Here is a 20943-nt window from a genome sequence, read left to right as displayed (position 1 = left end):
GATGCTAGCAGCGTACGATTCGCATTAAAGTGCGAGTTCAAAAAGTCGGATTTTCAGCACCGAGAAGAACGCAAGATTCGATGTCGAATAGCTTCTTGGCTTGCTTTGTGAGCAAAAGACGACTTTATGAACAACCTCTTAAAGAATCGAAGTTGCAGCGCTTGGAGAGGAGGCGGCGGATAGATGGGCAACGATAAAAACCTGTCGAAGGACGTTCTGAATGCCGTCAACAAGAAAACGGGCAAGGCGATATCGGAGTCGGAAGTGAAGAAAATCGCTAGCGGCGTAACGGCAAATACGCTGCAGAGCGAGGCAGAACTGACGAAGTTGATCAAACAAGTATCCTCTATGGCGAAAGTTCCGGTCAGCGATAAGACGATTAACGATATCGTTAAAGCTGTTAAAGCAAGCGGCATGAACATGAACAACATCGAAACGATTATGAAAATGATGATTAAAAAGTGACGGCACTCGGCCGAAGCACCGGTTTCGGTCATTGCTTTCACGCATATGGGAAAAGCGAAACGGCGCCGTCAAGCATCTGACGGTTAGCCGTTTCTTTTTTTGTTCATATTCAGAACAGAACAGTTAGTGGGACAAACAGGTGTGTTCTGCTATAATAGTACGGAATGATTCGACATATGGCATAACACATTTGTATGGATGGATGGTAGATTCGTTAGGACGTGAGGTGATTTACGAATGGATCCTATGACGAAGATGTGGATTTCTTTTGTTGGCATCGGCTTAATGGCATTTTCGGCATTTCTAATATCGTTCGCAAGATATAAGACGAAAGGCGCGGTAAAAGCTGTATTATCGCTCGTTGCGTTCGTTATGCTTGTATTCGGATTTATATACGGCGCATTTACTGTATTTACATAAGAAGAGGTTGAAGCGTATGCTCGAGTTAAAAGGGAGAACTAAATCGGCTGTCATCGAGCCAATTACTGGACAGTCTATACTGGATTTGGCGTTGAAAGCAAATGTCGACTGGCAATTCTCATGTTCGAGAGGAACTTGTGCCCGCTGCAGATGTCTTGTGACCGAAGGCATGGAATTGCTTGGAGAAATTACGGATGAAGAATGGGATCGGCTGGAGCCCGAGGAGTTCGATGAAGGCTATCGACTGGGCTGTCAAGCGGTAGTCGTGTCAACAGAAGGGCGTATTGTAGCGATCAACAAGCCGTACTTTTAAACATAGGGATGAACTCGCTGGTAGTTTTTTTGTTCAAAAGAGAGGCTGCCGTACGCTTGGAGGAACGCGATGAGCACGAATAATAACGTCTATGAAGTTACGTTTCAGCCTAGCGGTAAGAAGGCGATGATCAAACGAGGTACAACGGTGCTGGATGCAGCAAGGCGTACAGGACTTCCGATTGTGACACGTTGCGGGGGTAAAGCATCTTGTATGATGTGTAAGGTTCGTCATGTGGGAGAGAACCGATTCGGCCTATCACCAACTGGTGACAATGAATTACGCAAGCTGGGCGGTCTGCATGAGGAAGGCTACCGACTTGGTTGCCAGGCGAAGGTAATTGGGTCGGTTGAGCTGATGCTGCCAGAGGACCCACTGCGTGCAGCAGTACGCAAGCTGCTTGAGCAGCAGCATGACGATGATAATACGTTATGGTAGAAATGGAGCTGTAATGCTATGCAACGAGGAATACGTCTAGCAGCAGCCAGCCGACGTTTCGTTAGACGGGGAGGAGCGGCGCTTGCGCTGCTCCTCTTCATGACGACAGCGACGGGCTGCTTATACCCGAAGGATCAGCTGGTTCAGAATCAGATTCCGGCTAAAGATGCGGTGCTGAACGCGCAGACTGTCATCAATCAATATTTCACCGATACCGGCATGCTGCCAATCGTTACGAGTGGCTCGGACACGCCGAAGTATGAGAAGTATCGCGTGGATTGGGCGAAGCTGAAGAGCCGTCATTACATAACAGATCCTCCTTCACAGGCATTCGAAGGCGGAGGTCACTATTACTACATTATCATTAATGAAGAGACGACGCGGCAGGTAAAGCTGATGGACATCGCGATCTATCAGCAGGTGAGCGATATCCAGCGTTGGATTGACGACTACGGCAATTCTGATTCAAAGAATGAGCTGCCAAAGAAAGAAGAGGCTTACCCAGGCTATTATCGAATCGACTTCGATAAGCTGGGCAAGAAAGAGCCGGAGTTGTTATCGATCTATAGCGGCAGAGCGATCTCTCCGATGATTGATGACAGCGGCAAGGTGTATCTGGACTATGGTCTTGATATTGCCCAGGCGGTACAAAAGAGTGGTATCACGCCGAAGGAAGGCGACGATGTGCGAGAACTGCTCGCGCAATCTTCCGATCTGGTGCCGGTCAAATCGCCGCCATATCAATGGGTAGACGGCGAGCCTCAAGCGCAGCCAGATACGAAGTAACATAGCAAATCTATGAGAGAGCTTTATGGCGAGCGATGGTTAAACCATCGTTTCGTGATAAAGTTCTTTTTTATTATAGCAGGGCATATAAGTGATTCGTGGAAGGCCGGGCGCGTGCGGAAGGGGAGAAATGTTCATGAAGTGAATGGGCATATTTGTCCTCGTAACGCAATATGATAGTACTAGTCCAAAACGTTGTACGAGTAGAGTCGCTAGCCTGCCCCTCTTGTCCGGTGGAGATGGCGGCGTACCGGAATATCAATTGGGAGGGATATTGAGTGGAAAAAGTGGACATTTTTAAAGACATTGCCGAACGGACCGGCGGTGATATTTACCTCGGTGTTGTCGGCGCTGTCCGCACCGGCAAATCAACTTTTATTAAACGTTTCATGGAGACGGTCGTGCTTCCCAATATTACGAATGATGCTGACCGTGTCCGTGCGATTGATGAATTACCGCAAAGTGCAGCCGGCAAAACGATCATGACGACGGAGCCAAAATTCGTCCCGAATCAGGCAGTTAAGCTGAAGGTGGCGGAAGGACTTGAGGTTAACGTTCGTCTGGTCGATTGCGTTGGCTATGCGGTGCAAGGTGCTAAAGGCTATGAGGATGAAAATGGTCCTCGGATGATCACTACACCTTGGTTCGAAGAACCGATTCCGTTCCAAGAGGCAGCGGAGATCGGTACACGAAAAGTCATTCAAGAACATTCGACGCTTGGTGTCGTCGTAACAACGGACGGTTCGATCGCTGAAATACCGCGCGGCTCGTATATTGAAGCTGAAGAGCGGGTTGTAGGCGAACTGAAGGAAGTTGGCAAACCGTTCGTCCTCATCATTAACTCGACTCGCCCACGCAGTGAAGAAACTCAGCAGCTGCGCAGCGAGCTTCAAGCCAAATATGATATTCCGGTCATGGCGCTGAGCGCGGCATCGATGGGCGAAGATGAAGTGGTATCGGTACTCCGTGAAGTACTCTACGAGTTCCCGGTTCACGAAGTTAACGTTAACCTGCCTAGCTGGGTCATGGTGCTGAGCGATAATCACTGGCTGCGTACGAATTATGAGAACTCCGTACGTGACACGGTGAAAGATATTCGCAGGCTGCGTGACGTTGACCGTGTAGTCACTCAATTTATGGACTACGACTTCATCGCGCGTGCAGGCCTCAGCGGTATGAATATGGGGCAAGGCGTGGCTGAAATCGACCTGTATGCGCCAGATGAGCTGTACGATCAAATACTGATGGAAGTCGTCGGTGTCGAGATCCGAGGCAAAGATCATCTGCTGCAGCTTATGCAGGAATTCTCACACGCGAAGCGGGAGTATGATCGATTCGCTGAGGCACTTGAGATGGTCAAGACGACAGGCTACGGCATTGCTGCACCATCGCTTGCCGAGATGGCGCTTGATGAACCAGAGCTTATCCGTCAAGGCTCACGCTTCGGTGTAAGGCTGAAAGCGACTGCTCCGTCGATTCATATGATTCGCGTGGACGTCGAATCAGAATTTGCGCCGATTATCGGGACGGAGAAGCAGAGTGAGGAGCTTGTTCGTTACTTGATGCAGGACTTCGAGAACGATCCGATCAAGATTTGGGAGTCGGACATTTTCGGCAGATCGCTTCACTCCATCGTACGAGAGGGCATCCAAGGCAAAATCGCAATGATGCCAGACAATGCGCGCTACAAGCTGCAAGAGACACTCGGCCGTATTATCAACGAGGGCTCTGGCGGACTTATCGCAATCATTCTGTAAGAGGATGAAGGCTCTACCGTCTTCCTGCTGGCTTAGCAGCCATGGGAAGGCGGTTTTTGCATGCCCGCAGCTGCATGTTGGTTTTCATAAAAAAAAAACGCTGATTTCGTGACAATTCGTAGCGTATGAATAGGTAAGGCTTAGAAAATGTAACACATACTTGTAATTGAGAAACGGCTGTATTACTATAAGTTTGTTCGTCTCAGGTATATTTTCGGAACAATCGGAAAAACAGAAGATAATGAACCGTCTCACGCTGCCATCAGGGGAGGTGAAACCATTGAATAAAACGGATCTGATTGCTAAAGTGGCTGAGTTGACAGATTTGTCTAAGAAGGATGCGACGAAAGCAGTTGACGCTGTATTCGACGCGATTTCGGACGCACTCCAAACTGGTGATAAAGTCCAGTTGGTAGGATTCGGCAACTTCGAAGTTCGCGAGCGCCAAGCTCGTAAAGGACGTAACCCGCAAACGGGCGAAGAAATCGATATCCCTGCAAGCAAAATGCCTGCTTTCAAACCAGGCAAATCGCTGAAAGACCTATGCTCCAACTAATATCAATTGTGAACGTCCGGCAGGCATTCCTCCGGGCGTTTTTCATTATCTAGACGGACCGCAGATTTGCGTTCTATTGACATCAGATGTACAGTTCTGATAGAGTCAACTTTGCGTCAATTGTCATTTGTCATACATACGCGGGTTCACTGCTTTCTTACACAGCGAAGGGAGCAGTTTTTTGTAGGATAATGAGATGCGGATTATCCGCGATATAGGGAGGGTGCGGCATGGAGAACACGAATCAAGGTGAATACATTGTTGTGAAGGCGAAGGATCAAGGCGTCGTTGTCATCGGACTGACACGCGGGACCGACACGAAATTCCATCATACGGAAAAGCTCGATCGCGGCGAGGTGCTCATTGCCCAATTTACGGACCACACTTCTGCAATTAAAATCCGTGGCAAAGCGACTGTCATGACGAAGTATGGAACGATCGAGACGGATAATTAGATAGCAGGAAGAAGCTCTGCAGGCATCGCCTGCTTTTTTTTGTTGTTCACGGTATTGGAATGACATCTGGCTTCGAATCGTACAATAAGAGGAAGAACGAACAAGCTTGCCGCTGCTGGTAATCGCGGACAAGCGAAAGCGGGGAACCTCTATGCGGTTTGGCCGATCGATGCTGGCTGTAAGTATGGTTACAGCGATCATAACAGGAATGCTGATGTTTATACATCCACATGAAGCGGCACCTGTGCTGCGTGATATGACATCAACTGCTTCTGCGGAGAAAAGGTTGAACAGCACCAATCTGGTCGATTGGTTAACGACACTCTCACTTCATTCACAACTGAAGCGGGTGGGCTGGTCATCCTCAACACTTTCACTCGATTTGACTATACCTGAAGATGAAATGCTCGATGATGAAGCGGTTCGAACGCTGATGAAGGATGCAGAGCAGATCTGGCAGCTGTCTTTCCTACAGCTTACGAATGTAGATCGTGTCCTGCTGCGTATCGGCGAGTCGTCTAAGGATACAGAGGCGAGCATGTTCGAGCATACGCAAGGTCAAGCTGCTTCATATCGACTGCTGCTTGCCGCAGATGTAAGACGGACCGATCGATGGGTTGGTTTAGGTGAAGAAGGCTGGCATGGCATTGAAGGAGCGGAGACTGATCCGTACTGGCGAAACCGGCTTCGCCTGTCTTTTACACCATTATGGCAGTCTAAGCGTACAGCAGCGTTTATTGAGCAGCAGCAGTGAATAATGAGCCTCCTGTAGCAATATCGTGAACAACAAGAGCATGCGTAGGCGCGAAGGCCTGTTTGTGCTATAATAGTTTAGATAATTGGACAGCAAGCATTGCTGCTCTGTTCGGAGGCTTTCTTAGATGATACATGACCGAATCGTACAACTTACTCGCAAATACACCGAGCATGACATGCTTTCGCTTTATGCGGAATTGCCGGCGTTTCCGGAAGCTCGGATTCGCCTTCTTGTCGCCTGCTTGCAAGCACACAGCAAGAAGCAGGAACATCATGAGCTATTTGCTACCGTCGTCGCGCTCGTTCAGATGGGACTCGATACACATGATCGAATAGATACGAACCCTTCACAGCTGTCTGAGCGGGAGATGCGAGCCAGACAATTGAACGTACTGGGCGGAGACTATTACAGCAGTCGATTCTACAACTTGCTTGCGCAGGCCGGTCAAGTCAGCATGGTTCGAAAGCTGAGTGAAGCGGTGTGCGAAGTAAACCGATTGAAAATGAATTTCTACAGTCAACAGCAAGAGAAGCGTTTATCCCCTGAGCAGTACATCGCTTATGGTGCTTCCATCAAATCCGAGCTGTTCCGTAGATTTGGCGAGATAATGGACGAACGATTGTCCAGTCAATGGAACGATCTTCTTATTACAGTCTCTCGTTGTGAAACCATTCACGAGGAATGGAAGCGAGCTCGGCAATTGCAATTGAACAGTTGGGGATATTGGTACATCATGCAAGAGGGAACAAATGATGATAAACAGCTGCTGCTGGAGCGTGCGAATATGGGCATGGTACAGCAGACAGGCATCGAGCTGGCAAGTCGATACCGAATTGCGGTGCTGCTTGAGGGGATGCTTACACAGCAAGTAGAACAATTCAAGGCAGTAATCGAGCATATGACGAATAGTCAGTGCGCCGGTGAGTTGAACAGCATTGCAGATTCATTCCTGCAATCGCTGGCAGCACCGGTGATGCATAGCGAGACGAGGTGACAGCGTGGATACTCATTCGAAAGAAACACATGTGCAGTCCGTTTTTCAGAAGGTTGCTCCTAAATACGATCTAATGAACGATCTGATTAGCTTCCGCCGTCATAAGGCGTGGCGCAAATTTACGATGAAGCAGATGAATGTCCAGCCAGGTGATACAGCAATTGATTTGTGCTGCGGCACCTGCGATTGGACGATTGCGATTGCGAAGGCGAGCCAGAATGGCCGGACCGTCGGACTTGATTTTAGCTCGAACATGCTTGAAGTCGGTAGGAAGAAAGTGGACAAGGAAGGGCTTAGCAATCAGATTGAGCTTATACAGGGCAATGCGATGGAGCTGCCGTTCCCTGATAATTCATTTGACTATGCAACGATAGGGTTCGGCTTGCGTAATGTCGCAGATTATTCGCGTGTGCTGCAAGAGATGCAGCGTGTTGTAAAGCCAGGCGGCCGGGTTGTTTGTTTAGAGACATCCAAGCCGACTTGGCAGCCATTCAAGAGCATTTATTATTTATATTTCGAACGTATTTTACCGCTTATGGGCCGCCTAGTAGCGAAGAGCTATGAGCAATACAAATGGCTGCCAGAATCGCTCAAAGCGTTCCCGGGACGCGAAGAGCTGGCTCAGATGTATAGAGAAATCGGTTTGCAGAACGTACAAGCCTTTCCTTTGACGGGTGGCGTCGCCGCGCTGCATATCGGCGTAAAGGGGAAAGACAAGGCATGATACGGAAAGTACGCATCTTCTTAGAAATGATCAAGTTTGAACATACGATTTTTGCATTACCATTTGCATTCATGGGCGCCATTCTGGGCGGTATTGTTGAGAATGACCACCTTCCTACTTGGTCCGAGATTGGTTGGATAATTCTTGCCATGGTCGGAGCTCGCAGCGCTGCTATGGGACTTAACCGGCTCATTGACGCAGGCATTGATGCGCTCAATCCACGTACAGAGAAGCGTGCTATCCCTGCTGGATTGTTGAAAGTTGGCGAAGTCATTGTATTTATTGCCGTTTCATTCGCTTTACTTATTTGGGCATCGACTCAGCTAAACCCGCTTTGCGTTAAGCTGATGCCAGTCGCTGTATTCATGCTCGTGCTGTATTCGTATACGAAGCGCTTCACTTGGCTCTGTCACGTTGTGCTTGGCCTGACGATCGGCTTGTCGCCGCTTGGTGCGTGGGTTGCTGTAACGGGCAAGTTCGATGCAGCCGCTTGGGTTCTGTACGCAGCAGTCGCATTGTGGCTTGCAGGTTTCGATACGGTATACGCTACTCAGGACTTTGAGTTTGACCGCAAGCATAAGGTACACTCAATTCCAGCGCGTTTCGGTATTAGCCGCGCGTTATGGATTGCACGTTCGTTCCATATCGCCACAGCGATTTGTTTCGCATCTCTAGTTGCTCTGACGGATTTAAGCTGGGCATACCTGGTCGGTACGATCATTGCCATTATCATTCTGTTCTATCAACACTGGCTCGTGCGTCCGAATGACTTAAGCCGCGTTCAGATCGCTTTCTTCCCAATGAACGGCACGCTTAGCGTCGTATTATTTGCCTTTACGCTCGTTGATGTGCTGGTGCTGCATCAATGGTAACCGGTCGGCAGCACGAAATAGCCGTACGGCCTCCTCGGTGGGTTGTAGGCATTACGGGAGCAAGCGGATCATGCTACGGCATCCGATTAATTGAGGTACTTCTTCTTGATGGGGCCGACGTCCATGTCGTTGTAACAGATGCTGGTTGGCGAGTTCTGAAAGAAGAGCTCGGTTGGGATGTTACGCGCCGACAGGCCGCACTAGAGGAGCGTTTCAGTAAAATAGAAGGTGGAGGTCGATTGACCTTCCACCCGAATGCGGATATTGGCGCCTCTATTGCAAGCGGTTCTTACCGAGTGGATGGGATGGTCATTATGCCTTGCTCGATGGGAACGCTAGCGTCGATCGCTCATGGCATATCGGATGATCTGATGACGCGCGCAGCGGATGTTATGATGAAGGAAGGGCGACAGCTCATCATTGTGCCGAGGGAAACACCGCTGCATGCGATACATCTTGAGAATATGCTGACACTCGCTAGAATGGGCGTAAAGCTTATCCCGGCGATGCCGGCTTTTTACTATGGTCCTCAAAGTATCGACGACCTCGTCGATTTCTTGGTTGGCAAAGTATTAGACACCATGGCGATTGAACACCGCCTATTCAAGAGATGGGGAGGTGAAGGACATGCGGAGTGATGGACCGCTGTCCGTTGGCCGGATTGATTATGCAAACGCCTGGCCATTGTTTCATTATGCAACGGACGATGTACTAGCACCGCATGGTGCGCACATCGTCTCACGCATTCCTGCACAACTGAATCGTGCACTCATGAACGGCGAACTGGCAATGTCTGCTGTGTCGTCGTTTGCTTATGCTTATCATGCAGATCAATATTTACTTCTTCCTGATTTATCGGTAAGTTCAGAGGGGACGGTTTATTCGATCCTGTTATTCTCGAAGAAGCCGCTCGACGAAGTGCGTAATGGACGTATTGCCTTAACGAACACGTCCGCTACCTCCGTTAATCTGCTCAAAATATTAATGTCCTGCTATTTGGAAGGGAATCCGTCTTACGAGACAATGGAGCCTGACCTTGACCTGATGTTGGAGCATGCAGATGCTGCGCTTCTCATCGGCGATACTGCAATCCATGCATCGTGGCTGGATAAAGGACTTCAAGTTTTTGATTTAGGTGAAATGTGGCATCGATTTACGGGCCTTGGAATGACTTATGCTGTTGTTGCTGTTCGTAAAGATGCGGCGGCCGCACATCATGATGTCATTGCATCGGTACATCGTGCTATGATAGATAGTAAACATAAAAGCTTGTCAGACCTTAGTCCGTTAGTAACACAAGCATGTAAACAGCTCGGCGGTACACCGGACTATTGGGATCATTATTTTCGAACGCTCAAATATGATTTCGGTCAGCGCAAACAGGAAGGGCTTCGGCTGTACTTCTGTTACGCTGCGCAACTAGGCTTACTAGAGCGCGAGCCGGAAATCGCATTTTTTGCATAGTTGTCTTACAAAGTTGGTTTTGCATTCGCAAAACCTTAAGCTTATGCTTACGAAGTTGGTTTTTGCTCCGCAAAAACCTTAAGGTGGAACCCAACCAATGAAACTAATGGACATATTCGCCCGAATGAAGGGCGATCTTAACGTAATAGAATCGGAGTTAGCGAAGTCTGTAACGTCGGATCACGCGTTGCTGACCGAAACTTCTATGCATCTGCTGAAAGCTGGCGGCAAACGGATTCGCCCTGTTATCGTGCTGCTCTCGGGCAAGTTCGGTCATTACAATCTCGATGTGATGAAATGGGTTGCGGTGCCGCTGGAGCTGATCCATATGGCGTCGCTCGTTCACGACGATGTTATTGACGATGCAGAGACTCGTCGCGGACAGCTGACGGTGAAGTCGAAGTGGGACAATCGGATTGCCATGTACACCGGCGATTTCATTCACGGCAAAGCACTTACTGTTGCTACACAGCTCGAAAATCCGCGCATCCATCAGATTTTGTCCAAGGCAATGGTGGAGATGTGCATCGGTGAGATGGAGCAAATTCGCGATTTCTTCAATACGGAACAGTCGATTCGGCGCTACCTGCTGCGCATTCGTCGCAAAACAGCACTGCTCATTGCAATCAGCTGTCAGCTAGGGGCAATAGCAGCCGAGGTCGGCGAGAAGGAAGCGAATCAACTGTATCGCTACGGTTATAACGTCGGGATGACGTTCCAGATTCGCGATGACCTGCTTGATCTATGTGGGACGGCTAAGCAGATCGGCAAACCACCTGGATCTGATATTCGCCAAGGCAATATGACGCTGCCTGTTCTGCTCGCACTGCAGGAGCCTGCCATTCGTGAGCCTCTGCTTCGAGAAATCGATCGGATTCGAGAATCAGATGGAACTGCAGACACATCTGAAGCGATTCGTCTCATCCGCGGCAGCCGTGGCATTCAGCAGTCGGAACAGCTCGCGGAGCGTTATATTAAGAAAGCTTTAGCTGCATTAGAAGGACTTCCGGATATTCCGGCGAAGAAAAGCTTGAGGGATATCGCTCATTTTGTGAATAAGCGGAATTATTAAGATACGGCTTGGTCATGTGAAAGGGGTTAATGACGATGGAGAGAACATTTCTGATGATAAAGCCTGATGGCGTGCAGAGGGGATTAATTGGTGAAATCGTCGGTCGCTTCGAGCGCAAAGGGCTGAAGCTCATTGCAAGCAAGCTCATGCGAATCAGTCCAGAGCTTGCGGAGCGCCATTATGCTGAACATAAAGGCAAGTCGTTCTACGAGCCGCTAATTGAGTTCACGACGTCTGGGCCGGTATTCGCGATGGTGTGGGGAGGGGACAATGTTATTGCCCTTACCCGTGCATTGATCGGGAAGACGGATGCGCTTGAGGCGCTGCCGGGTACGATTCGTTCGGATTTTGCGGTACATACACGGTTTAACCTGATTCACGGCTCAGACTCCGTAGAGAATGCGGAGCGTGAGATTGCTTTATTCTTCGAGCCCGACCAGTTGATCGATTATGAGCTAACGATTCAACGTTGGATCTAGCGACAGATGCAGTCATGACAGGAGGATGCCAACTTGGTGGATGCGGATTATGACAAGTTTGTAGAGCAAATTAAGAAACGAACCGCAATCGATCTCGGCCAGTACAAGGAAACGCAAATGAAGCGGCGTTTAACGACGCTTCGCCAGAAGCACGGTTATCAAACTTTTGCTGCTTACTTCGAAGCTCTAACGCGCGAGACTTCGCTGATGGATGAGTTTTTGGACCGGATGACTATAAATGTCTCCGAATTTTGGCGCAATCCGAACCGATGGACGATGCTGGAGGAACGTTTCCTGCCAGAGCTTCTGACGGGTGGTAATCGGATCTCAATCTGGAGTGCGGCCTGCTCGACCGGTGATGAGCCGTATACGACAGCGATGATTTTGGACCGTATGGGAGCTATGAACCGCGCAACGATTACAGCAACCGATCTGGATCAGAATGTGCTGAAGAAAGCTCAGAGCGGCTTGTATCAGGATCGATCAGTCCGAGATGTGCCAAAGCATTATTTGAATCAATACTTCTCTTATGACGGCGATATCTATTCAGTGGATGAGCGAATTAAGCGATCCATTCGATTCAAGCAGCACAACCTATTGCATGACCCATATGGTGGTCCTTATGATTTGATTATTTGCCGCAACGTCATGATCTACTTCACAGAAGAGGCCAAGCATCAGATCTACCAGCGGTTCTCGAATGCGCTGAAGCCGGGCGGTATTCTATTCGTCGGAAGCACGGAACAAATTTTTACGCCGCAGCAATATGACTTCGAGACAGCGGAAACATTCTTCTATCGTAAAAAATAATGGTTTTTCATTCGATTTATTCGGCCTAATATACACTTCTCTCAATAATGCATCATCATGTATGACCGCTCCATCTTGTTGCTATACTAGGGTAATGGAATTGAACACCATGGAGGGACAAGATGGATAAGCGAAAAGCCTTCGCCGCTTACCGGCGGGGCTGGATCACGATTTCGGAATGCGCGCAAATTGTCGGCATGAGCATTGAACAGCTGCGTTCAATTATGGATGGAGCAATGCAGACAGTTGAGACGTCAGAACGGAATGAACGCGCCTCCTTAATGCACTAAATGTGAAGGCGAGAAGCGGAACCAGCTGCATGAATTGCGGCTGGTTTTTTGCATTCACAGAGGTCATTGAAACAGCGAGAAATGCCGCAGAAACCTAGAGAAATCAGCATGTTCATGATTTTGACGTTTCTTGTCAAACCAGCGGGGCTGTACTATAATGAGCAAAGATGTTACGGGCATATTGAGCCGGGCTGCCATTAGCCGGTGAAGGGAGCGCAATTATGGTAGACGGTACTAATGTAGTAAGAGAACTAACAGTTGATTTGGGCGAACGCTCTTACCCGATTTATATAGGGGAAGGACTCCTTCAGGAGACCTCGGCATATCTTGAGCAGCATGGCGTGAGCAAGAAATCGTCGCTTATGATCATTTCGGATGACAATACTGCACCGTTGTATTTAGATACGCTAGTATCGAGCTTGACGAATGCGGGTTATACGGTGGCATCGGCAGTCGTGCCAGCTGGTGAAGCTTCGAAGTCATTGTCCATGTTTGAGAACTTGATTACGAAAGCGCTTGAAGCGGGCCTGGACCGCAAATCGACGATTATTGCGCTTGGAGGCGGAGTAGTAGGCGATCTCGCAGGTTATGTTGCAGCGGCTTATATGCGCGGCATTCGTTTCGTGCAGATCCCGACGACGATACTTGCACATGACAGCAGCGTTGGTGGTAAAGTAGCCGTTAACCATCCCCATGCGAAAAATATTATCGGCGCGTTCCATCAGCCTGCATTCGTACTCTTCGACTTGAAGACACTGCAATCGCTGCCGCTTCGTCAAGTGCAATGCGGACTTGCGGAAGTAATCAAGCATGGCTTGATCTGGGATGAGTCCTTCGTCGACTGGTGTGACGAGAACATGGACAAGCTGCTTGCGCTTGATCCAGAAGCGCTCGGATACGCCCTGTACAAAGGCTGCAGCGTTAAAGCAGCAGTTGTATCGGTTGATGAGCGTGAAGGCGGTCTGCGTGCCATTCTGAACCTTGGTCATACGATCGGTCACGCGCTCGAAGCGGTGGCAGGCTATGGAGAGCTTACGCATGGCGAGGCGATCGCGATCGGTATGATTGGCTCCGCGCTTGTCGGCGTGAAGCTGGGTGCGCCGCAGAGCGTCTATGAGGTAACCAAGCGGGTATTCGGTAAGTCCGGCTTGCCGACGCGTTTGCCAGCGCATTTTGACACGGATGCCATTATGAGCGCTATGATGCATGACAAGAAGTTCACAGAGGGCAGCATCGTGTATGTTGTACCAACAGCAATCGGCCGAGTTGAGGTTCGTTCGGATGTAGCAGCCTCACTCGTGCGTGAGACAGTAGAACAATTGAAACAGGAGGCCGATTGGCAATGAGTGTACGTGGAGTTCGCGGTGCGGTAACAGTAGAGCGTAATGAAGAGGGAGAAATTCTTGATGCGACGGTGGAATTGTTTAATGCAATCGTTGCGGAGAACGGATTTTCGCCAGAAGATATTTGCAGTGTGTTGATTACAGTAACAGGTGATTTGGATTCGACGTTCCCTGCGAAGGCGATTCGTGTTATGACTGGCTGGGAGCTTGTTCCGGTCACGTGTGCAATGGAAATTCCAGTCAAGGGCAGCTTGGAGAAATGCATCCGTTTCATGCTCCATGTGAATACGTCGAAGACGCAGGCTGAGATTCAGCACGTTTATCTGCGCGGCGCACGCTTGCTCCGACCAGATCTGTCGAAAGCATAATTTAAACATTGACGATCGTCACCTGACGATGTATAGTTATACCAAGTTAAGCAAGCAAGTAGATCGTAAGTAGAAGCAATTAGACGAGGCAAGTTAGAGCAAGTAACAGACCGTAGGGCAGTAGAAGCCAGACGGTAGAGATGAGCAGAGCTGAGTATAGAAGAGATTAGCTTAGTGGAATGATGAATGGACTTTGTTGAGGATTGTGGCATGTATTCCTAGTGAAGATAGGAGTCGTGCGGGCTTTCTTTCATCAATGGACGTCTATTTCCTCGTATTCTCTCTTTGTAAGCACTCATCCTACACGTTAAGCTCCTGCCATCGGCAGGAGCTTTTTTGATATCAATTGCGATAGGTAGAAATCACTTTGAAGGAGAGATCCGCTATGAACAACGAGCTGCAGCAAGTCATTAAACTAGCTGGTACGTACAACCTGATCCCAATTGTCCGCCATACGATGGCTGACACCGAAACACCGATTCGTGTGTTTCAACATTTCTACAAGGAGCGTAATGCGTTCTTGCTGGAAAGTGTGGAGGGCGGCGTACAATGGGCTCGTTACTCGTTCATCGGTACAGATCCATTCCTTCTTTTATACGGTAAGAACGGTACGATGATTCTAGAGCAGCAGGGTGTGAAGACAGAGCTTCACGACCAGCCGCTTGAGCTGTTGAAAGCAAAGCTGCGGACGTACCGCAGTCCACAAATCAAAGATCTTCCGCCATTCACAGGCGGCGCGATTGGCTTCTTCGGTTATGATCTGCTGCAATATTATGAGAAATTGCCGAAGCATCGCATTGATGATTTGAACATGAACGACCTGCAATTTATGTTCTGCGATCAAGTGATCGTATTCGACCATATGAAACAGCAAATTCAAGTTATCGGCAACGTGCACATCGCAGAGGGTGCTACGGATCAGCAAATTCAAGAAGCATACGAAGCGACATGCGCTCGTATCGACGCAACGATTGAGAGACTGCAACAGCCGCTGCCTATGCAGATGACAAGCGGCGGACCGATTCCAGTGGATCCGGATCTTGGCGAAGTGCAATCGAACCTGACGAAAGAGAAGTTCATCTCCAATGTTGACGCGGCGAAGGAGTATATCCGCGCCGGTGACATTTTCCAAGTGGTGCTCTCCCAACGTTTCAGCATTGAAACGGATGTCAATCCGCTGCACGTATACCGCGTACTGCGCACGATGAACCCGTCGCCGTATATGTACTATCTGAAGCTGGATGACGAGATTATCGTAGGCACTTCTCCTGAAGCACTCGTTAAAGTTGAAGGAGACAAAGTAGAAACTCGTCCAATCGCAGGCACACGCCCAAGAGGCCGGACACCAGAAGAGGATGCGGCACTTGAGGTTGAACTGCTCGCGGATGAGAAAGAACGCGCAGAGCATCTGATGCTCGTCGACCTGGGTCGTAACGATATTGGCCGCGTCTCGGAGTTTGGTTCCGTACGCTGTGATGCTTATATGGAGATTGAACGGTACTCGCATGTTATGCACATTGTGTCGAACGTAAGCGGTAAGCTGCGTCAAGATAAAGACTTCTTCGATGCGTTCATCTCCTGCCTGCCAGCAGGTACAGTATCTGGTGCGCCTAAGCTGCGCGCAATGGAAATCATTGCGGAGCTGGAGAATGAAGCGCGTGGTGCTTATGCCGGTGCAATCGGTTATCTTGGTTTCGGTGGCAGCCTGAATACATGCATTACAATTCGCACGATTATATTCAAGAATGGCAAAGCGTATGTGCAGGCCGGCGCAGGCATCGTATGGGATTCGGTTCCGGAGATGGAATACGAAGAGACGGTTAACAAAGCGAAAGCGAGCTTGAAGGCGATTCGTACGGCTGAGCTGCTGTTCGCGAACGAGAAACGGACAGCTGTGCAGGCAGGCACGACGATTAATACCGATTATGAAATGACGGGGGCGAAACACTGATGACGACGTTGACGAATACGACCATTACGCTGGCAGGCGCGATGAATAAGCTGATCGGCGGTCAGCATCTGAACCGTGATGAAGCACTGGAAGTAATGGGCTACGTCATGCGTGGGGAGGCGACGCCAGCACAGATCGGCGGCATCGCGACGGCACTTCGTATGAAGGGTGAAACGCGCGACGAAATTACAGGCTTCGCCCTTGCAATGCGTGCTTATTCCAACCATGTCGTGACCGAGCAGACGAATCTGCTGGATACGTGTGGTACGGGCGGTTCCGGCATTCATAAATTCAACATCTCGACAGCTTCGTCTATTATCGCAGCTTCTTCTGGTGTACGTGTGGCGAAACATGGCAACCGTGCAATGTCGGGCAAAACAGGCAGCGCTGACGTACTGGAAGCGCTTGGAGTGAATATTACGCTGTCACCGGATCAAGCAGCGAATTGCTTGAATCAGATCGGTATCGTATTCATGTTCGCCCAGCTGTATCATCCGTCGCTTCGCCATGCCGCTGCACCGCGCAAAGAGCTGGGTATCCGCACGATTTTCAATATGCTTGGACCACTGACGAACCCAGCCGGCGCAGATCGCCAGCTGCTTGGCCTATATGATCGCACCAAGACGGAGACGATTGCAGAAGTGCTTGGCGACCTCGGTTTGAAGCGCGCGATGGTTGTTAGCAGCCATGATGGTCTGGATGAGATTAGTATTTCGGCTCCGACGCAAATTTCTGAGCTGCAGGACGGTGTTGTTCGGACGTATGATCTGACGCCGGAAGAGCTTGGATTGCGCCGTCATTCGATCGATGCGATAATTGGCGGAGAAGCTTCTGAGAATGCGGCTATTATTCGATCGATTTTTACAGGCCAAGAGCAAGGCGCTTATCGGGATGTCGTATTAGCTAATGCAGGCGCATGTATCTATATGGGTGGCGCTGTAGCTACGCTCACCGAAGGTGTACAGCAGGCTGCTGCTATGATCGATTCTGGCAAAGCACTTGCGAAGCTGGAACAGCTTATTCAAACGACAGGAGAGTTGGGACATGTTTCTTGATCGCATCGTAGTAACGAAGAAGCAGGAAGTAGAGGAGCTGTCCGGACGCTTCTCGCTGGAAGCCTATGAACGGCGTATTGCAGATATGGCGGCAACGCTTGGCTTCGAGCGAGCTGTATCGGCAGCAGGGCGGAAGCGTCCGATGGGCTTGATCGCTGAAGTGAAGAAGGCTTCCCCGTCAAAGGGACTGATTCGTGAAGATTTCCATCCTGTGGAGCTGGCACGCGCTTATGAAGAAGCGGGTACGGATTGCATCTCGGTTCTGACGGACCGCGATTATTTCCAAGGATCGAATGAGTATTTGCAGGCGGTTCGGCAGGCTGTGAATGTGCCGCTGCTGCGCAAAGATTTTACAGTCGACTACCGTCAAATCTATGAAGCACGCGATATCGGTGCGGATGCCGTACTTCTTATTGCAGCTATTCTGACGAAGGAGCAGCTGTCGGAGTTCCATGATATCGCGAAGTCGATTGGTCTTGATGCGCTTGTGGAAGTGCATGATCGCCAAGAGCTGGAGACGGTGTTAGAGCTCGATAAAGCAACGTTGATCGGTATTAATAACCGCGATCTTCGCTCATTCGTTACGAACCTGAAGACGACGGAAGAACTGATCGATATCGTTCCGAAGGGCAAAGGCATTACCTTAATCAGTGAGAGTGGTATCGCAGGCGTAGAAGATATGGATTATTTGAAGTCTGTTGGAGCAGACGGTGTCCTTATTGGTGAGCATTTCATGCGCAAGCCGCATGTAGGCACTGCCATTGAAGAGCTAATGGGACCGGTGGGCGTACGATGACCGAGGCGTCACATACACCAGCCAGTCAAGATCACAAGGCAAGCACTTCCTATACTCGAATCAAAATATGCGGTCTTCGCGATCAAGCAACCATTCGTGCGATGCACGGTCTCGACATCGAGGCGGTAGGCTTCATCTTCGCACCTAGCAAACGGCAATTATCAGCAGAACTGGCTGCTGAACTAATAGCAGAAGTGCGTGCTTGGCCTGCGACGACGTCGTCGGGCCGGGCGCCGCTAGCAGTCGGCGTGTTCGTAAATGCGGACCTCGCTGTTCTTGCGCATGCCGTGAATACTGCTTCGCTGGACGTCGTTCAGCTGCATGGCAGCGAAACGCCTGAAGATTGCGAGGCAGCGAAGCGTGAGCTTGGCACGCAAGTGTGGAAGGTCTTCCACCTTGGCCGCGGCGGTGAGTCGGATGTCATCGACGCGATGCAGCAGCTGCTTCCGTATAAAGGGTACGTGGATGCGGTGCTTATCGATACGGCCGGCGGCGGTACAGGTACGGTCTTCGATTGGACGGTTATCGACCGTTACAAGGAAGCGGCAGCTGAACTCCGCGTCCCGCTATATGTAGCGGGAGGCTTAAGCCTCGATAATGTGCAGTCTTTGGTCAAAACATACAATCCCGGCGGTGTTGACATCTCCAGCGGTGTGGAGACGGATGGGGTTAAAGATATCGATAAAATCAATACATTCGTAAGAAAGGTGTGGGAAGCATGACCCAATTACCTGACGAGAGAGGCCGGTTTGGCCAATTCGGCGGGCGCTACGTTCCTGAGACGTTGATGAACGCACTGAATGAACTCGAAGAGGCATACAATACGTATTCGAAAGATCCTGAGTTTCAAGCGGAGCTCCGCTATTTGCTGGACAAATATTCGGGACGCCCAACCTCGCTTTACTATGCTGAGCGACTGACGAAGCAGCTGGGCGGCGCTAAGATCTATCTTAAGCGCGAGGACCTGAACCATACAGGCGCTCACAAAATCAACAATACGCTTGGCCAAGGTCTCCTTGCGAAGCGTATGGGCAAGACGAAGATCATTGCGGAGACAGGTGCAGGCCAGCACGGTGTTGCATCCGCTACGGTCGCAGCTCTGCTCGGCATGGAATGCAAAGTGTTCATGGGCGAAGAGGACACGAAGCGCCAACAACTGAACGTATTCCGCATGCAGCTGCTTGGTGCAGAAGTTGTTCCTGTTATGTCCGGTACGCGCACGCTGAAGGATGCTTGTAACGAAACGCTTCGTTACTGGGTCAGCAACGTAGATGATACGTACTACATTCTTGGTTCGGTAACAGGACCGCACCCTTATCCGAAGATGGTTCGTGACTTCCAACGCATTATCGGCGATGAAGCTCGTGAGCAAATGCTGAAGGAAGAGGGACGTCTTCCGGACTATGTTGTCGCAGCTGTCGGCGGCGGCAGTAACGCGATCGGTATCTTCTATCCATTCGTTGAAGACGAGACGGTTAAGCTGATCGGTGTAGAAGCAGCAGGCAAAGGCGTTGAGACGGATGAGCACGCAGCAACGATGACGAAAGGCCGTCATGGCGTGTTCCAGGGATCGCTCAGCTATGTGCTGCAGGACGAATACGGACAAGTCCAGCCAGCTCACTCGATCTCGGCAGGTCTTGATTATCCAGGTATCGGCCCTGAGCATGCTTACCTCAAAGATACGGGCCGTGCAACGTATGTACCGATTACAGACGCAGAAGCGCTTGATGCACTGCAGCTGCTGTCGCGTACAGAGGGAATCCTCCCAGCACTTGAGTCGGCGCATGCGATCGCACAGACGATCAAGCTGGCTCCAACGCTGGATAAGGAAGAAATTATTGTGGTCAATCTTTCTGGCCGTGGTGATAAAGACGTAGAAGCGATTATGGGCTACCTCGGAGGTGACAGCAATGAATCTCATTGATGCGGCTTTTGCACGACTGAAAGAGCAGGACGCTACAGCGCTTATCCCGTTCCTGACGATTGGCGATCCAGACTTGGCAACTTCGGTCCGAATCATCCGCAAGTTAGAAGAATCAGGTGCTGATATGATCGAGCTCGGCGTGCCTTATTCCGATCCGCTAGCGGACGGCCCTGTCATTCAGCGAGCTTCGGAACGTGCGCTTGCTGGCGGCCAAGTCACGATTGAAGGCGTGCTTAATGTTGCAGAAGAAGCTCGCAAAGCGGGCGTGAAGCTGCCGTTCATTCTGTTCACTTACTTCAACCCTGTGCTGCAGCTTGGATTCGAGCGGTTCTTCGAGCTCTGCATGGATAAAGGCATCAGCGGCTTGATCATCCCCGATCTGCCGATCGAGGAAGATGGCGATCTGCGCGAGATGGCGGAAGAGGCGAACATTCACCTCATTCCACTCGTAGCGCCTACGTCGAAGGAGCGCGTCGCTCGCATTGCAGCGCGTGCTCGCGGCTTCGTTTACTGCGTGTCCTCGCTTGGCGTTACGGGCGTTCGCGCGAACTTCCACACCGGCATCGATGAATTCCTTTCGGATGTTCGTGCTGCGGCAGAAGTTCCAATTGCAGTCGGCTTCGGTATCTCGAGCCGCGAGCAAGTTGAACGCTTCAGCAAGCAGGCAGACGGTGTTATCGTTGGCAGTGCGATTGTCCGTAAGATCGAGGAGGTTCAGGCGAAGCTTCGTAACGAAGCGGAGCAAGAAGCAGCGCTTGAAGAAATCGGTCAATTCGTAGCGAACCTGAAGATTCGTTAATCGCACTTATAGCTAATTGGAGAAGCCTGATCGGTCGGCTAAGCTGACCGGTCAG

Annotated in this window: 26 protein-coding genes; all 26 read left to right on the top strand. The window is 50.2% G+C overall.

Annotated elements, in window-relative coordinates:
• Nucleotides 1-183: 183 nt before the first annotated feature.
• The 26 genes from DFQ01_RS08135 to trpA all read left to right on the top strand — a co-directional run bounded on the left by DFQ01_RS08135 (nt 184) and on the right by trpA (nt 20888).
• Complete coding sequence (locus DFQ01_RS08135; RefSeq protein WP_110043403.1) at nt 184-465, top strand: stage VI sporulation protein F; 282 nt, start codon at nt 184-186, stop codon at nt 463-465.
• A 237-nt stretch (nt 466-702) separates the two neighbouring features.
• Nucleotides 703-885 (top strand): DUF2768 family protein, encoded by a 183-nt coding sequence (locus DFQ01_RS08130; protein WP_110043402.1) that lies wholly within the window; start codon nt 703-705, stop codon nt 883-885.
• Between the two features lie 16 nt (nt 886-901).
• A complete protein-coding gene (locus DFQ01_RS08125; RefSeq protein ID WP_110043401.1) occupies nt 902-1198 on the top strand; it encodes a 2Fe-2S iron-sulfur cluster-binding protein in 297 nt (98 codons plus the stop codon).
• Between the two features lie 69 nt (nt 1199-1267).
• Nucleotides 1268-1636 (top strand): 2Fe-2S iron-sulfur cluster-binding protein, encoded by a 369-nt coding sequence (locus DFQ01_RS08120; RefSeq protein WP_110043400.1) that lies wholly within the window; start codon nt 1268-1270, stop codon nt 1634-1636.
• Between the two features lie 18 nt (nt 1637-1654).
• Nucleotides 1655-2422: a hypothetical protein gene (locus DFQ01_RS08115; protein ID WP_110043399.1), complete on the top strand. Its 768-nt coding sequence runs from the start codon at nt 1655-1657 to the stop codon at nt 2420-2422.
• A gap of 278 nt (nt 2423-2700) precedes the next feature.
• A complete protein-coding gene (spoIVA, locus tag DFQ01_RS08110; RefSeq protein WP_110043398.1) occupies nt 2701-4179 on the top strand; it encodes a stage IV sporulation protein A in 1479 nt (492 codons plus the stop codon).
• 280 nt (nt 4180-4459) lie between these two features.
• Entirely contained in the window at nt 4460-4735 is a 276-nt protein-coding gene (locus DFQ01_RS08105) for an HU family DNA-binding protein (RefSeq protein WP_110043397.1), read from the top strand.
• Nucleotides 4736-4965: 230 nt separating this feature from the next.
• Nucleotides 4966-5190 carry a trp RNA-binding attenuation protein MtrB gene (gene mtrB, locus DFQ01_RS08100; protein WP_110043396.1) on the top strand — a complete coding sequence of 75 codons (225 nt, stop codon included), beginning with the start codon at nt 4966-4968 and terminating at the stop codon, nt 5188-5190.
• Between the two features lie 106 nt (nt 5191-5296).
• On the top strand, nt 5297-5944 hold the full coding sequence (locus DFQ01_RS08095) for a hypothetical protein (protein ID WP_110043395.1): 648 nt from the start codon (nt 5297-5299) through the stop codon (nt 5942-5944).
• Between the two features lie 127 nt (nt 5945-6071).
• Nucleotides 6072-6941 carry a heptaprenyl diphosphate synthase component 1 gene (locus DFQ01_RS08090; RefSeq protein WP_110043394.1) on the top strand — a complete coding sequence of 290 codons (870 nt, stop codon included), beginning with the start codon at nt 6072-6074 and terminating at the stop codon, nt 6939-6941.
• 4 nt (nt 6942-6945) lie between these two features.
• Nucleotides 6946-7665 (top strand): demethylmenaquinone methyltransferase, encoded by a 720-nt coding sequence (locus tag DFQ01_RS08085; RefSeq protein ID WP_110043393.1) that lies wholly within the window; start codon nt 6946-6948, stop codon nt 7663-7665.
• A complete protein-coding gene (locus DFQ01_RS08080; protein ID WP_110043392.1) occupies nt 7662-8537 on the top strand; it encodes a UbiA-like polyprenyltransferase in 876 nt (291 codons plus the stop codon). The genes DFQ01_RS08085 and DFQ01_RS08080 overlap by 4 nt, the downstream gene beginning before the upstream one ends.
• Nucleotides 8531-9175 carry a UbiX family flavin prenyltransferase gene (locus tag DFQ01_RS08075; protein WP_110043391.1) on the top strand — a complete coding sequence of 215 codons (645 nt, stop codon included), beginning with the start codon at nt 8531-8533 and terminating at the stop codon, nt 9173-9175. The genes DFQ01_RS08080 and DFQ01_RS08075 overlap by 7 nt, the downstream gene beginning before the upstream one ends.
• On the top strand, nt 9165-10001 hold the full coding sequence (locus DFQ01_RS08070) for a menaquinone biosynthesis protein (protein WP_110043390.1): 837 nt from the start codon (nt 9165-9167) through the stop codon (nt 9999-10001). Before DFQ01_RS08075 ends, DFQ01_RS08070 begins: the two co-directional genes overlap by 11 nt.
• A 97-nt stretch (nt 10002-10098) precedes the next feature.
• Nucleotides 10099-11073, top strand: coding sequence for a polyprenyl synthetase family protein (locus tag DFQ01_RS08065; RefSeq protein ID WP_110043389.1), 975 nt, complete (start codon nt 10099-10101; stop codon nt 11071-11073).
• Between the two features lie 35 nt (nt 11074-11108).
• Nucleotides 11109-11552, top strand: a complete 444-nt coding sequence (gene ndk / locus DFQ01_RS08060; RefSeq protein ID WP_110043388.1) for a nucleoside-diphosphate kinase — start codon at nt 11109-11111, stop codon at nt 11550-11552.
• Between the two features lie 33 nt (nt 11553-11585).
• Nucleotides 11586-12362 (top strand): CheR family methyltransferase, encoded by a 777-nt coding sequence (locus tag DFQ01_RS08055; protein WP_110043387.1) that lies wholly within the window; start codon nt 11586-11588, stop codon nt 12360-12362.
• A gap of 122 nt (nt 12363-12484) precedes the next feature.
• Entirely contained in the window at nt 12485-12652 is a 168-nt protein-coding gene (locus DFQ01_RS31025) for a hypothetical protein (RefSeq protein WP_174812649.1), read from the top strand.
• A gap of 221 nt (nt 12653-12873) precedes the next feature.
• Entirely contained in the window at nt 12874-13998 is a 1125-nt protein-coding gene (aroB, locus tag DFQ01_RS08050) for a 3-dehydroquinate synthase (RefSeq protein WP_110043386.1), read from the top strand.
• A complete protein-coding gene (gene aroH, locus DFQ01_RS08045; protein WP_110043385.1) occupies nt 13995-14363 on the top strand; it encodes a chorismate mutase in 369 nt (122 codons plus the stop codon). Before aroB ends, aroH begins: the two co-directional genes overlap by 4 nt.
• Nucleotides 14364-14748: 385 nt before the next feature.
• Nucleotides 14749-16314, top strand: coding sequence for an anthranilate synthase component I (trpE, locus tag DFQ01_RS08040; RefSeq protein ID WP_110043384.1), 1566 nt, complete (start codon nt 14749-14751; stop codon nt 16312-16314).
• Nucleotides 16314-17369 (top strand): anthranilate phosphoribosyltransferase, encoded by a 1056-nt coding sequence (gene trpD, locus DFQ01_RS08035; protein WP_110043383.1) that lies wholly within the window; start codon nt 16314-16316, stop codon nt 17367-17369. Before trpE ends, trpD begins: the two co-directional genes overlap by 1 nt.
• Entirely contained in the window at nt 17359-18165 is an 807-nt protein-coding gene (trpC, locus tag DFQ01_RS08030; RefSeq protein ID WP_110043382.1) for an indole-3-glycerol phosphate synthase TrpC, read from the top strand. Before trpD ends, trpC begins: the two co-directional genes overlap by 11 nt.
• Nucleotides 18162-18887 (top strand): phosphoribosylanthranilate isomerase, encoded by a 726-nt coding sequence (locus DFQ01_RS08025; protein WP_110043381.1) that lies wholly within the window; start codon nt 18162-18164, stop codon nt 18885-18887. Before trpC ends, DFQ01_RS08025 begins: the two co-directional genes overlap by 4 nt.
• The gene (gene trpB, locus DFQ01_RS08020; protein WP_110043380.1) at nt 18884-20089 is read left to right on the top strand and encodes a tryptophan synthase subunit beta; all 1206 of its coding nucleotides are present in this window, start codon (nt 18884-18886) and stop codon (nt 20087-20089) included. The genes DFQ01_RS08025 and trpB overlap by 4 nt, the downstream gene beginning before the upstream one ends.
• Nucleotides 20076-20888: a tryptophan synthase subunit alpha gene (gene trpA, locus DFQ01_RS08015; RefSeq protein WP_110043379.1), complete on the top strand. Its 813-nt coding sequence runs from the start codon at nt 20076-20078 to the stop codon at nt 20886-20888. Before trpB ends, trpA begins: the two co-directional genes overlap by 14 nt.
• Nucleotides 20889-20943: the final 55 nt, after the last annotated feature.

Source organism: Paenibacillus cellulosilyticus (genome assembly GCF_003182255.1).
In the GTDB taxonomy this organism is placed as follows: Bacteria; Bacillota; Bacilli; order Paenibacillales; family Paenibacillaceae; genus Paenibacillus_T; species Paenibacillus_T cellulosilyticus.
This window is presented reverse-complemented; position numbering and strand designations above follow the sequence as displayed.

Coding starts and splice junctions, on each gene's coding strand:
- DFQ01_RS08135 (WP_110043403.1), top strand. CDS start 184: ATGGGCAACGATAAAAACCTGTCGAAGGACGTTCTGAATGCCGTCAAC.
- DFQ01_RS08130 (WP_110043402.1), top strand. CDS start 703: ATGGATCCTATGACGAAGATGTGGATTTCTTTTGTTGGCATCGGCTTA.
- DFQ01_RS08125 (WP_110043401.1), top strand. CDS start 902: ATGCTCGAGTTAAAAGGGAGAACTAAATCGGCTGTCATCGAGCCAATT.
- DFQ01_RS08120 (WP_110043400.1), top strand. CDS start 1,268: ATGAGCACGAATAATAACGTCTATGAAGTTACGTTTCAGCCTAGCGGT.
- DFQ01_RS08115 (WP_110043399.1), top strand. CDS start 1,655: ATGCAACGAGGAATACGTCTAGCAGCAGCCAGCCGACGTTTCGTTAGA.
- mtrB (WP_110043396.1), top strand. CDS start 4,966: ATGGAGAACACGAATCAAGGTGAATACATTGTTGTGAAGGCGAAGGAT.
- DFQ01_RS08090 (WP_110043394.1), top strand. CDS start 6,072: ATGATACATGACCGAATCGTACAACTTACTCGCAAATACACCGAGCAT.
- DFQ01_RS08080 (WP_110043392.1), top strand. CDS start 7,662: ATGATACGGAAAGTACGCATCTTCTTAGAAATGATCAAGTTTGAACAT.
- DFQ01_RS08075 (WP_110043391.1), top strand. CDS start 8,531: ATGGTAACCGGTCGGCAGCACGAAATAGCCGTACGGCCTCCTCGGTGG.
- DFQ01_RS08070 (WP_110043390.1), top strand. CDS start 9,165: ATGCGGAGTGATGGACCGCTGTCCGTTGGCCGGATTGATTATGCAAAC.
- DFQ01_RS08065 (WP_110043389.1), top strand. CDS start 10,099: ATGAAACTAATGGACATATTCGCCCGAATGAAGGGCGATCTTAACGTA.
- ndk (WP_110043388.1), top strand. CDS start 11,109: ATGGAGAGAACATTTCTGATGATAAAGCCTGATGGCGTGCAGAGGGGA.
- DFQ01_RS31025 (WP_174812649.1), top strand. CDS start 12,485: ATGGATAAGCGAAAAGCCTTCGCCGCTTACCGGCGGGGCTGGATCACG.
- aroB (WP_110043386.1), top strand. CDS start 12,874: ATGGTAGACGGTACTAATGTAGTAAGAGAACTAACAGTTGATTTGGGC.
- aroH (WP_110043385.1), top strand. CDS start 13,995: ATGAGTGTACGTGGAGTTCGCGGTGCGGTAACAGTAGAGCGTAATGAA.
- trpE (WP_110043384.1), top strand. CDS start 14,749: ATGAACAACGAGCTGCAGCAAGTCATTAAACTAGCTGGTACGTACAAC.
- trpD (WP_110043383.1), top strand. CDS start 16,314: ATGACGACGTTGACGAATACGACCATTACGCTGGCAGGCGCGATGAAT.
- trpC (WP_110043382.1), top strand. CDS start 17,359: ATGTTTCTTGATCGCATCGTAGTAACGAAGAAGCAGGAAGTAGAGGAG.
- DFQ01_RS08025 (WP_110043381.1), top strand. CDS start 18,162: ATGACCGAGGCGTCACATACACCAGCCAGTCAAGATCACAAGGCAAGC.
- trpB (WP_110043380.1), top strand. CDS start 18,884: ATGACCCAATTACCTGACGAGAGAGGCCGGTTTGGCCAATTCGGCGGG.
- trpA (WP_110043379.1), top strand. CDS start 20,076: ATGAATCTCATTGATGCGGCTTTTGCACGACTGAAAGAGCAGGACGCT.